General features: G+C 36.1%; 7 protein-coding genes. All 7 read right to left on the bottom strand.

The window, feature by feature from the left end:
• Nucleotides 1–18: 18 nt before the first annotated feature.
• Entirely contained in the window at nucleotides 19–981 is a 963-nt protein-coding gene (locus tag EYD45_RS10405) for a family 43 glycosylhydrolase (protein ID WP_130964489.1), read from the bottom strand.
• A 4-nt stretch (nucleotides 982–985) separates the two neighbouring features.
• Entirely contained in the window at nucleotides 986–3,736 is a 2,751-nt protein-coding gene (locus EYD45_RS10400; protein WP_130964488.1) for a family 78 glycoside hydrolase catalytic domain, read from the bottom strand.
• Between the two features lie 6 nt (nucleotides 3,737–3,742).
• On the bottom strand, nucleotides 3,743–6,472 hold the full coding sequence (locus tag EYD45_RS10395; protein ID WP_130964487.1) for an alpha-L-rhamnosidase: 2,730 nt from the start codon (nucleotides 6,470–6,472) through the stop codon (nucleotides 3,743–3,745).
• Nucleotides 6,473–6,769: 297 nt separating this feature from the next.
• On the bottom strand, nucleotides 6,770–7,585 hold the full coding sequence (locus EYD45_RS10390) for an acetolactate decarboxylase (protein ID WP_130964486.1): 816 nt from the start codon (nucleotides 7,583–7,585) through the stop codon (nucleotides 6,770–6,772).
• 62 nt (nucleotides 7,586–7,647) lie between these two features.
• Entirely contained in the window at nucleotides 7,648–9,135 is a 1,488-nt protein-coding gene (locus EYD45_RS10385) for a nucleoside hydrolase-like domain-containing protein (protein WP_130964485.1), read from the bottom strand.
• On the bottom strand, nucleotides 9,132–11,333 hold the full coding sequence (locus tag EYD45_RS10380; RefSeq protein ID WP_165453924.1) for a glycoside hydrolase family 20 zincin-like fold domain-containing protein: 2,202 nt from the start codon (nucleotides 11,331–11,333) through the stop codon (nucleotides 9,132–9,134). Before EYD45_RS10380 ends, EYD45_RS10385 begins: the two co-directional genes overlap by 4 nt.
• A 196-nt stretch (nucleotides 11,334–11,529) precedes the next feature.
• Nucleotides 11,530–12,237 (bottom strand): fibronectin type III domain-containing protein, encoded by a 708-nt coding sequence (locus tag EYD45_RS10375; RefSeq protein WP_130964483.1) that lies wholly within the window; start codon nucleotides 12,235–12,237, stop codon nucleotides 11,530–11,532.

Genomic DNA, 12,237 nt, shown 5'->3' with positions numbered 1-12,237 from the left:
ATTGAATTGTCTGTTTGTTTATTGATTTATCTTTTTCACACCTTCCTCTGTAGCAACAATTTCTTGAATAGTGCCATCTTCATTGTAATACAAATATTCTACACAAGTGTTTCTACTAAACTTTGAACCGCCTTTCCAATTTTGCCAGTGGTAAAAAAAATAATCTTGCCCTTTGTAATTTACGATAGAATGATGGTCTTGCCTTTGCTTTGGATTGATAGCACCTTTGTACTCAAATGGCCCATACGGATTGTTAGCCATTCCGTAAAAACCACCTAAACCTGCATTATAAGAAAAATAATAGATACCATTGCGTTTGTGCATGTAACTGGCTTCAAAAAAGTTATCGCTTCCATATTCAATGGTTCTTGGTGTTTCTGCTAACTCTAAAAGATTGTCTTTTAAACGTGCGACTTTAGGTTCTCTTACGCCCCAGTACAAATACACTTTTCCATCGTCGTCCTCAAACACACAAGGGTCAAGCCATTTGCCTTCAACACCTTCAATCCATCCTAAATCTTTAAACGGTCCTTCTGGAACATCGCTTACAGCAACACCACATCGCATATCGTCTTTTGAACCTTTTACAGAGTGTGGATAGAGTAAATAGTATTTATTGTTTTTGTAAATGGCCGTTGGCGCCCACATCCATCCGCTAGCACCCCAAGGAATATCTTTAGAATGCAATACTTCGCCATGGTCTGTCCAGTTTACCATATCGGATGAGGAAAACGCACGATAACCATCCATAGAATCGTAAAATGTAGCGTCTTCCATATCACGAGACGTATACATCCAAACTTTGCCATCGTTCCATATATGCGCAGAAGGGTCTGCAGTACGAATATGACGAATTACAGGGTTGTTATTAACTTCTGAAATTTCTTCACTTGTTTTCTTCTCTTTTTTTGATTCATATTTACTGTTTTTACAGCCCATAAAAGTGGCAATGAGGCAGAACAATAAAAATTTTAATTTCATAAGATTATAGTTTGGATACGAACTTATAGTGCCCTGGTTGTACTAAGAATTCATTTTTATTCCCTTGGTTTGAAATCGTTTCAATGCCATCAGTTCCATCTAAAGAGCCGGTAGTTCCAGGTAGAATCACTTGAGCTGTTGTATTTGGAGGGATCACAATTTCCAATTGAAATTCGTCTCCAGTGATTTCCCAAGAAGACGATGCTTTACCATAAGGCGTGTTTAATGATGCTGACGCAGAACTAAGGGGTTGCCTTGGTTCTGGAGCAATGCGAATAACTTTATAACCGGCTTCTAATGGTGCAATGGCGCCAATTCTTTCATACATCCATTCGCCAATGGCGCCATAAGCATAGTGGTTTAAACTATTCATTTTTTGTGGGTTAAAGCCTTCTGCTTTGCTGTAACTATTCCAGCGTTCCCATATTGTAGTTGCACCTTGGTTTATGGAATAAAACCAGGACGGATAGGTTTCGTTAAACAATAATTTATACATCAAATCTATCTCTCCCATTTCGTCCAGAACTTGTGATAATAGTGGTGTACCTAAAAACCCTGTTCTTAAATGATTATCGGCTTCCGCTATTTTTTGCAATAAATACGTTTTGGCGTTTTCTTTTTTTTCTTCAGACAATAAATCATAACCTAATGCCAATAAATATGAAGTTTGTGTTTCTTCAACACCTTTTACTTTTCCCGATTCATCAAAAAACTCATTTTCAAAAGCATTTGCAACAGTTTTAAATAAGGCCTCATATTTAGCTTGTTCTTCTTTTTTACCTAGTACCTCTGCGGTTTTTGCTGTTAATTTGGCTGAATGTGCGAAAAACGCTGTACCTATTAAACTATGTGCTGTATCTCCTTTATTATCTCCATTAGCTGGTAGCGGTTGCAACCAATCTGCAAAAAAGCCCATAGAAGATATATAATTTTTGGTTATAGTCTCGTGGTACGCTACCCACCCCATCATGGTTTCAAAATTCTCCTCAAGAATTTTTTTATCGCCTGTTCTATTATATATATCCCAAGGAATTATGGCGCAGGCATCTCCCCAACCTGCACTTACTTTATTGTTAAAAAGGACATCTGGTACTACCCAAGGAATAGCACCATTATCAGATTGTGACTCGCGAACACTTTGCAACCAACTTGCCCAAAATTTATGCACATCGGCATTAAAAATAGATGTTGGCCCAAATACCTGTGCATCTGCGGTCCATCCCATACGTTCATCACGTTGTGGGCAATCCGTTGGGATGTCAAAGAAATTACCTCTCAGACCCCAAACAATATTGCTTTGTAATTGATTTAGTTTTTCATGAGACGATGTAAACGTTCCATTTTCCTCAAAATCGGAATACTGCACCAATCCGGTTACCCAATCAGTTGATGGTGTTTTTGAAGTATCAAATCCGCTTAACTCCACGTATTGAAACCCATGAAATGTAAATTTTGGCATCCATTCTATCACGCCATCTTTTGATGCTGTGTAATAGTTTGTAGACAAAGCTGTTCTATAGTTTTTTGTATAGAACGAACCATCTGGAGACAACTTTTCTGCAAAACGAATTTTAAGTGTCTCCCCTTTTTTCATGGGTACTTTTAGTAGTGGCACACCTACCATATTCTGCTGAAAATCGAAAATAAAAGCACCATCTTTTTCTACAACTTCCTTCGCTTTTAATTCAATTTTAGATTTAACCGTGGTATGCCTTTTTGGTTCTAATCTTATGTCGTTAGTCACTGGAAAAGCATTTACTGTTTGCCAATCTTTATCACTAAAATTATTGGTGCTCCAATTGGGCATTTCTAAGTTAGCATCATAGGTTTCTCCATCATAAATTTCAGAGAGTCGAATTGGCCCGTTTGTAGTTCCTTTCCAGCTCCCATCAGAAATAATGGTTTCCTTTGAACCATCTTTCATGGTTAATTCCAGTTGACATAAAATTTTGGGTGTTTCCGTATCGCTCCAATACGATTTCATCCACCCTAATCGCCCTGAATGCCAACCCGAAGCTACTTCAACGCCAATGGTATTTTGTCCAGATTCAATTAAATCAGAAACATCATAAGTAATGGTTTCTATGCGTTCTTTATAAGGTGTGTATCCCGGAGGCATCACATCATCACTTACATCTTCGCCATTTATGGCCACATCAAAAACGCCCTTTGCGGTAATGTATAATCTTGCTGAAGCCACATCGTTAGATAATTCGAAGCCTTTTCTTAAATACTGTGGCCTGTGAATAATATTGTCTTGACTACCCATAACCTTTTCCTTTTTGGTATCCAAACCAATCCATTGGGCCTGCCAATCTTTGTTGGATAACAATCCTAATTCAAAATGATTGATGTCGCTCCATGCAGAAGCTTCTCCATCTTGGTTCCAATACTTTACCTGCCAATATACTTTTTGGCGAGACTTTAAAGGTTTTCCTTGGTATTTTACCCAAACAGACTGGTCTGTCATTTGCTTACCCGAGTCCCATAAATCGGCATTATCGGGCAACAAATCTTCACTGGATGCAACCACAATTTGGTAGGCTGACTGATGCTTAACACCTTCTGCAACCGGTAGTTTCCAAGAAAATGTTGGAGATGCGTCGTAAAACCCAAGCGGGTTTTTAAAGCCTTCGGAAATGGTTAAGTCTTTTGCTTTTTCTATGGTTTCTTTTTCTTTACAAGAAATAAAACTTAAAAAAACGACACATAAAAGTGTTAGTAGAAATGTCTTTTGTCTGGATTGAATATTCATTAGATTTTAATTTAGTTTCGTTTGAAATTTATAGGTGCCTGTACCTACGTTTTTTAGTTTTTGAGCTTCGTTTTCAGAAGTATATGGAAGGTAAATTTCAGCTGTTGTGTTAGGAGGAATTATTACCTCTAAATTAAACAGATTGTCCTTTACTTCCCATGAAGATGATGCTTTGCCGTAAGGTGTATTTACACTGGCTGATGCCGAAGTTAAGTACTTAGTATTTGGTACGGGAGCAATTCTTATTTTTTTATAACCTGGTTCTAAAGCAGCAATTCCTGCAATTCGTTCGTACATCCATTGTCCAATAGCACCGTATGCATAGTGATTTAAACTATTCATACTTTGTGGGTTGTAACCATCCTTTTTGCTAAAACTATTCCAACGTTCCCACATAGTTGTTGCTCCTTGATTTATGGAATAGAACCAAGATGGATAGGTTTCTTTAAAAAGGATTTCATACATCAAATCTATCTCGCCCATGGCATCCAAAACTTTTGGTAATATTGGCGTTCCTAAAAAGCCAGTTCCTAAATGATTGTCTGCTTTTTTAATTTCTTCTAATAAATGTTGTTGCGCTTTTGCTTTGGTTTCTGGTTGTAGCAAATCAAAATATATGGCAAGCAAGTAACTTGTTTGTGTTTGTTTTTCACCTTTATATTTACCATTATTGTCAAAAAACTTAGTTTCAAAAGCAGAAGCAACAGAACCATATAAAGCTTTATATTTTTTTTCATCTTCTTTATTTCCTAATACACCAGCTATTTTAGATACTAAATGTGTTGAATGTGCAAAAAAAGCAGTATTAATAAACTCTTTGGGCGTATCTCCTCTGTTCCCTATTTTCCCTTCTTTAGTTGGGTAAGGCTGTAACCAGTCAGCAAAAGAATGCATATTGGGTATATATGGTTTATCTTTCACTTTAGTTTGATAGTAACCCACCCATTTTTTTGCAGATTTATAGCTTTCTTCAAGTACGGTCTTATCACCAGTTATGTTATAAATATCCCAAGGAATGATAACACTGGCATCTCCCCAACCTGAACTAGCATTATCTCGTTGCAATACATCAGGCACTACAAAAGGCACTAAGCCATCATCATGCTCCGTTTGTGTTTCTCTTAAACTTTGTAACCAAGCCGTCCAAAAGGCATGTGTGCCGTAATTAAATAATGATGTGGGCGCTATAACTTGCGCATCGCCTGTCCATCCTAATCGTTCATCACGTTGCGGGCAATCGGTTGGAATATCAAAGAAATTATCTCTTAATCCCCAAGTAATATTACTTTGTAGTTGATTTAGCTTATCATGTGAGGAAGTAAACGTTCCGTTTTTATCAAAATCAGAATGTTGCGCTAAACCTTGCACCCAACTGGCATCTGGTTTTTGGTTATCATCAAAACCACTTAACTCTACAAATTGAAACCCATGAAACGTAAACTTTGGCGTATATTCAATAATTCCATCTGTGGCAGCTATATAAAAATCGGTTGATTTTGCTGAACGATAATTAGTTGTATAAAATGTATTATCATTTAATAACATTTCAGAAAAACGGATTTTTAAAGTATCTCCTTTTTTCATAGGTACTTTTACTCTTGGAACTCCAACTATATTTTGCTGTAAGTTAAAAATAGCCGTATTGTTTTTTGCAGTAACCAATTTTACATTATCAATTGTAGTCTTCGTTTTAACTGTGTTATGTCTTTTGGGTTCTAACTTTACAGAATCTGTTATTGGCTCTATTTCCGTTTGAACCCATGTTGAATCATCAAAATTGGTAGCTGTCCAATTTGGCATTTCAAAGTTCGCATCATACACTTCCCCATCATAGATGCTGGCTAATCGAATAGGACCATTCGTTGTTCCTTTCCAAGTTTCATCTGACAAAATAATTTGTTTTGAACCATCTTTTAGGACAATTTCTAACTGACATAATATTTTTGGAGAAGTGAACTTTTTATACAATGCCTTTCCTCTACTTATTCTCCCAGAATGCCAGCCTGAAGCTAACTCGACTGCCAGAGCGTTTTCTCCCTTTCTTAAAAGTTCTGTAACATCATAAGTTAATATTTCAATACGATGATTATAAGGTGTCCATCCCGGAGGCATAACATCATTGCTCACATCCTTTCCATTTAAATGCACGTCAAAAACACCTTTTGCTGTAATGTATAATCTTGCTGAAACAACATCTGAAGGCAACTCAAATCCTTTTCTTAAATATTGTGGCCTGTGCATTAAGAAGTTACGAACGCCTCTAATATTGTCCTTTGCTGTATCTAATCCAGTCCATTTTGCTTGCCAATCACTATTTTTTAACAAACCTAATTCAAAGGAATTGATAGCGCTCCATTCTGAAACATTTCCATCTTGATTCCAGTAACGTACCTGCCAGTATACTTTTTGACGCGACTGTAACTCAGTTCCCTCATATTTTACAAAAGTAGAGTTTGAGCTTTCTTGCTTCTTAGAATTCCATAAATCTGGTTCTTGAGGCAACATGTCTGCACTTGAAGCCACTACAATTTGAAAAGCCGATTGACTTTTAATATCTTCTGAAATGGGAAGTTGCCATGAAAATGTTGGCTGCTTATCATAAAAACCTACTGGATTATGGAATCCTTCCGAAATTGTTAAATGCGTGGGTTTTTCCACTGAAGCATCGTTACAAGAAAATAACCCTGTAAAAATTGTGAGCAGTAAAATTTTAAAAATAAGAGGTTGACATTTCATAATGACCTGAAAAACTAGGATATTGAATGGATATGCAATTTCCAATTTTCTAAAAATAAAACTGTCCTGTTGTATCTCGATTGAGAATGGATAATTTTAATTAAAATCGATTGACACAACACCAATACTCCTCTAGGAAAATATCTGATAAGGAAAAACCTCATATAATCGAGTTAGACTAAAATACGTTCTTTTTCCACAACTTTAACCCTAAAATCTCAATAAAAATAATGGTTCATCACATTTTATGGAAAGCTATTCTGCTCAATTATAATGACTAATTATGTATAGTAAGGTTTAATTATACTGAAACTCACTATCCAATTTTACGCCTTCAAATGTTTTATTTTTTGGAAGATCAAATGCATAGCTTGTCTTTTGGTCCCAAGGCACATCTATATCGTGCGTTGTTTTAAATTCCATAACATGTCCACCCCACTTGCGATCATCCGAGATAAAATGAAAATGATGACCAAAAGCATTAATATTACCAATATATTCAGGACAATAAAAACCAACTAAAGTGCCACTTATATTTTCAGCTTCAAAAACAGGGCGTATAGGCAATAGCACATCGAGCCCATCTTTAAATGGTTTTTCAACCTTTGGCACTCCACCAAGTTTTACATAATCCAGTTTTACAGGCACTCTGTAGGCATAAAAATAATGTTCAGATTCCATTTTGGTATTCAGCTTGTTCTGAAACGAAGGATAATCTACTGGACCCTCTATTTGAAAAACACCATCCTCGTTAAAAAAAGTAGCATCAGCATAGACAATTTCATCTTCATCTTGCCCAACACTTATTTCTCCGTTTTCTCTTATTCGATATGGTACACCATCTAGCATAACTAATTCGCCATCGAGATAATCAAAAGACCCTAAACCAATATCACCTTTGGTTTTGAGTTCTGAAACTTTCAAATCACCATCAAAAACCTTATTTACAAAGGCAAACCAAATGGAATATTGGTAAAATACATCCGATTTGGGATTCTTAATTTCTGTTTTTTTATCCACTTCATGTTCAGCTTTCGATACAATATGTTCTTTGTTATCCTTGCAAGAAACCAAGAAGATTATCAGCAAAAAAACACTTACTATTCTAATCATCTTTTACACTAGTTTTAACTTTTATTATAATTTTATTTATTTTTATCTAATCTAGTTTTACCCTAGCGCACATTAATAACTATGCGACGGTAATCATATAAACGAGATATCTCATTTTGGTCTGCCAACTCAAGAATCAAATGAATCGTTTTACCTTTAGCATCCTTAGGAATAGTTAGCTCAATAATTGAATTGGAAGGATTAGTTAGAAAAATATTTGAATCTTGATAAGTTCCTGCTTCATTATAAATCCACCAATTAAAACTTAAAACATCATCATCAGGATCGGAAGAAGCTGATGCATCGAGTTTCACCTGTTCACCTGCTTCAACATTTAAATAGTGAATTTTTTCATCTGCATCTCCGTTTATGGACGCTATGGGGTGATGATTAGCTTCCTTAAAAGGCTTTATACACCAATCCATCCTACTTTTAAAATCCTCAAAATAAGCCCGTCGCCATCTCCAAACTGGCACATATATGGAGCTATAAGTAGTATCTGCCACCTTATCTTCCCATTCATCAGACACTTCGGTATATAGATAATAATCGCCATAAGTGAGTTCATCAGCATTAACATCTTTATGTCTTGAAGCTACATTTTTAATTTTTTCTTTTGAAAATCTACCACTCCAGCCACCCCAACTCGGTTGACTAATATCTGATAGCCCTTGATGTAAAAGACCTATCCAAGGAATAGTTCCGCCTCCTTCTATAAAAACTAATTTTCCTGTTGGGGTTTCTCTTAAAGGGAATAACCCTCCTAAAGCTCCATGGTTTTTTATATGTTCTAAGGCCCATTGATGTTGTCCAGTAGCATCATAGGAATAAGGTTGCCATGCATGGGGACCTTTTTTATCTTCATCATTTGACTTTCCCCAAGCCCATGCTGGCCCTCCGTATGCATAGGTTTGATAATTACTGCGAATCCAGTGTATTTCTGGATAATTCGCACAAATCCAAGCTCCAGCGTTATCTTGCGCACCGTTTTCAAACACCCTAATTTTTTTTAAAACCTTTAATAACTCTGTCGATGTATGCGTACGTTTATAGTCATTTAGTGCCTGTGCCAAGGTATTAGAGCCTGCGTTTACAACAATATAAATTAATCTTGGGTCCTCTTTTTCAAAAGACTTGATAAGCAACCTTGAACCTGATGTACTTTTACCCTCACCTACATCTCCCATACCGTACCCTGGTTGCCCCGAGGCTACTATAGACAATAAATAATCTGGTTCAGGCCATCCTTTTCCATGAATCTTTAAGTTTTTAAATACTTTAGAATATCCGTTTATAAGTTTCTTAAATAGATCTGGATATAGACGCTGACGCTCCGGTAATCGATGCTTACTGTGCAAATATTTACCAGAAACTGCGATGAGACCTTCCAAATCAAACTCATTTGAACACATAAGCATATGCGCCATTTGTTGTTCTTCATCTGGCTCATTACCCATATCTGCTAGAATAATTAACCGTTGTTTTTCAGATTGGCAAAATACCAGCGCACTAAAAAAACATAGAAAACAAAATAATTTATACGATTTCATATTTTAGTTTTGGATTCGTTTTTTACAATTGCTATGTCCTGCTCTACCCACCTAGTTATCTGTTTCCAGTCCACAATCCCCACCCTATTGGTCCATAAAGGATTAAGGTTTTGTGCCATGGCCTTTTCGGTATACTTTTTCCAAAATACAAGGGCCTTCTCCAATGCTTCAACTGCTAACTTTTGGTTTTCTTTACTATTTGTTGCTCTATACAAGGCCAAATATGTAGCACCCTCAATTTTATAGGCATAATATTTTCCTAAAAATGAAAGTGTGGCAATATCATTTAAAGTGAATTGCAATTCCTTATCGTCTCCTGCCTTCATTTCTTTAATACCCAATAATGCCTTGTCTGAAACATCATGAAGTTTTTTAACCACATCAAAAGGAGTTTTTAAAGTCGTTGTTTTAGCTTCGGAAACCATCTTCACATAATCAGGTATGGATTGATTTCCTGATTTGGGATGTACGCCCAAAGAAATAAAACGATTTACATCATGAAACCCTGTTTCGTTACCTGCCTGACTTGGACGGCTCTTACACCCTTCAATATACCATTGAAAATCTAATTTACCCCAATGGAACCCCGTAGTTATTGGATACACCATAGATGCATTTTGCCATGCAGAAAATAATTTTTCGGCATCAATTCCAGAGAAACGGTCTGTTAATATAGCTTTAAAACGTTTATTTGATATCGTAGGATCGTAACTTAATCTACCCCACAATAACCATTGATACCAATGCTTAGAAACTTCAATTTGGTTAGGTGTTTCAGGATTTTTAGTTAAAAAATCGCGTCCCCAAATCCATTGGTCTGAACCAAAGTAAATGCCTTTCGCCACGTCATCATATGGTAGGTTACTAATGAACTCTCTAGTAAAATCTGGAGCGCCCCATCTAAAATAAAAGGTGTCGTCATTTCGTAAGCCCCATAAGGTTTTCATGCCTTTAATTTGCTCAACATAGTTAGCATTTTCATGAAAAGGTTGTTTTGTGGCACTATAAACATGGGCTTTCGCATACTTAAAACAGAATAAAAACTCTATGTTATCAGCCTCGACTACCGCTTTAAATTTTTCAGCAATTTCTCTTGCACCAGATTGGTGTTGTCTATGTATAAATTTGAATTGTCTATTGGGCATTTCTTTGGCAGCGTCCAGAATACCCATGGCATAGGTGTCATAAGCCCATTCTTCACGCTCTTTATGGTTGGCGCCCTTCATGTTTTCACCTGTGGTTAAACCAATTCCAGCCAAATCTGGATAGGTTACAAACATTTGCTTGATGCTTTTTCTGAAATAATCTGTAGTGATGGGATTGTCTCTATCGTCTGTAATTCCATATTTACCTTTGGTTCCATAATCAAAAATATTCCAAGTGATAAAATGAAAGTCAATGTTTCTGCTTTTGCCATAGGCCATTACCTTTTTCCAAAATTCAATCTTTTCTTCAATAGTCATCGCTTTTAAAACCTCAACATTGTTTATTATTTCAGGCGCATCAAAACCAATCGCCATTAAACTATAATTTTCCTTCCATTTTACGGTGGAACGTTGTACATCATTAAGAGCGACATCTTCATAACCGGGTACTTTCACTAAGGATGGAAACGGATGTAAATTCCACAATGAAATATAATTATAGCGATAGCGGGCCATTGTGTCTATGTAGTCCTTCCAAAATGTAAAATCCCACATGTGGGGAATATTGTACTGTGCCGCATCACTTACATCTGTGTAGCTGGGAGTTCTTACATCCAAGGGAATATTAAATTTTGGCCCACGTATTTCCAAATATGGATTTCTGACCATAGGTTTTACATCATCAATACCGTAAAGCTTTATCTGTTCTGCCAACTCTAAAGCACCATACATTAGTCCTGCTTTGTCATGCCCAATAACTTCTATCCTGTTGTTAGCGATATCGATTTTAAAGCCTTCAGGTTTTAGAGTATCAATATCTTTGATTGATAAAACTATATCTGCTCTATCTGATTGTTTAGCATCAATACGTCTATAGAGCGAACCCAAAGCTGACTCAACATCTTTTAAAGCAAATGAAACCTGTGGTGTATCAGATAATGTAACAACATTTATGTAGTTTTCCTTATTGCTACACGTAAAAAACAAAATACAATAGCACAAACAGAGAACGGTATATACCCTAAAAGGTTTTTTTCTCATGAGATTATTCATAAAATTTTAATCTCTTAAATCTACCACATAAAAAAATGATAATCATCCTGCTCTTTACTGTATTGTTATTTTAATAAAACAAAAAAGCCAAATAGTTTATAAACTACTTGGCTTGTTATACTTAAAAGATCTTGATGAATTAGTTTTTATTAAATCTAAAAAGAACGGAAACCTTAAACCTTTCTACCATTATTATCTACTTAGTAGTAAAACTCCAAATTTGGCCTATGGTAGTGCCTCCGTTGCCATCATTTACAACAACTTTAAAATAATAAGTTGAGGCCGCAGTTAAACCAGTAGCCTCATAAGTTATTTCAGACTGATTTTCAGAAACTTTTGTTGTGGGATCGCTATTGGTGTCTAAATAAACATCGAATGTTAAAGCATCGCTATCTACATCACTAGCAGTCCAGCTTAGTGTTGTACTCGTACCATCAATTTCTGAATTCAATGCAGGAGCTATTAGCACTGGCGCAAAAGGCAAATGGTTTGAAACACCATCACCTTCAGTCAAAAACTGGCTTACAGACGAATAAGCGCTTTCTTCTCCTTTAATATCTCTTGATTTCAATCGCCAGTAATAGGATTTGCCTTTTTCTAAGGTAATAACTCTAGAGGTTGCCGAACTTGAAACATTATATGCCAATGAAGAAAAATCACTATTCTCAGATACTTCTACTCTGTAGGTAATTGGGTTTCCTTCGTTGTCGGTAGAAGCGTTCCACTCAAAAACCACATTATTGTCAATACATAATGTATTGCTTAATGGATAAACCTGAACTGGCACAGTGGGTGCAGTATTTTCTGGTTCTGGTTCTGGCCCGTTATCATCTCCTCCTCCACTACTGCATGACAAAAACATACTTGTAATTATGGTGACTAAATATAAATATGACTTTTTCAT

Origin of the sequence: Hyunsoonleella flava (assembly GCF_004310325.1) — a bacterium.
Classification (GTDB): domain Bacteria; phylum Bacteroidota; class Bacteroidia; order Flavobacteriales; family Flavobacteriaceae; genus Jejuia; species Jejuia flava.
This window is presented reverse-complemented; position numbering and strand designations above follow the sequence as displayed.

What these genes read in the sequence shown, in the direction of transcription:
- EYD45_RS10405 (WP_130964489.1), bottom strand. Translation starts at nt 981, where the DNA reads ATGAAATTAAAATTTTTATTGTTCTGCCTCATTGCCACTTTTATGGGC.
- EYD45_RS10400 (WP_130964488.1), bottom strand. Translation starts at nt 3,736, where the DNA reads ATGAATATTCAATCCAGACAAAAGACATTTCTACTAACACTTTTATGT.
- EYD45_RS10395 (WP_130964487.1), bottom strand. Translation starts at nt 6,472, where the DNA reads ATGAAATGTCAACCTCTTATTTTTAAAATTTTACTGCTCACAATTTTT.
- EYD45_RS10390 (WP_130964486.1), bottom strand. Translation starts at nt 7,585, where the DNA reads ATGATTAGAATAGTAAGTGTTTTTTTGCTGATAATCTTCTTGGTTTCT.
- EYD45_RS10385 (WP_130964485.1), bottom strand. Translation starts at nt 9,135, where the DNA reads ATGAAATCGTATAAATTATTTTGTTTTCTATGTTTTTTTAGTGCGCTG.
- EYD45_RS10380 (WP_165453924.1), bottom strand. Translation starts at nt 11,333, where the DNA reads ATGAATAATCTCATGAGAAAAAAACCTTTTAGGGTATATACCGTTCTC.
- EYD45_RS10375 (WP_130964483.1), bottom strand. Translation starts at nt 12,237, where the DNA reads ATGAAAAAGTCATATTTATATTTAGTCACCATAATTACAAGTATGTTT.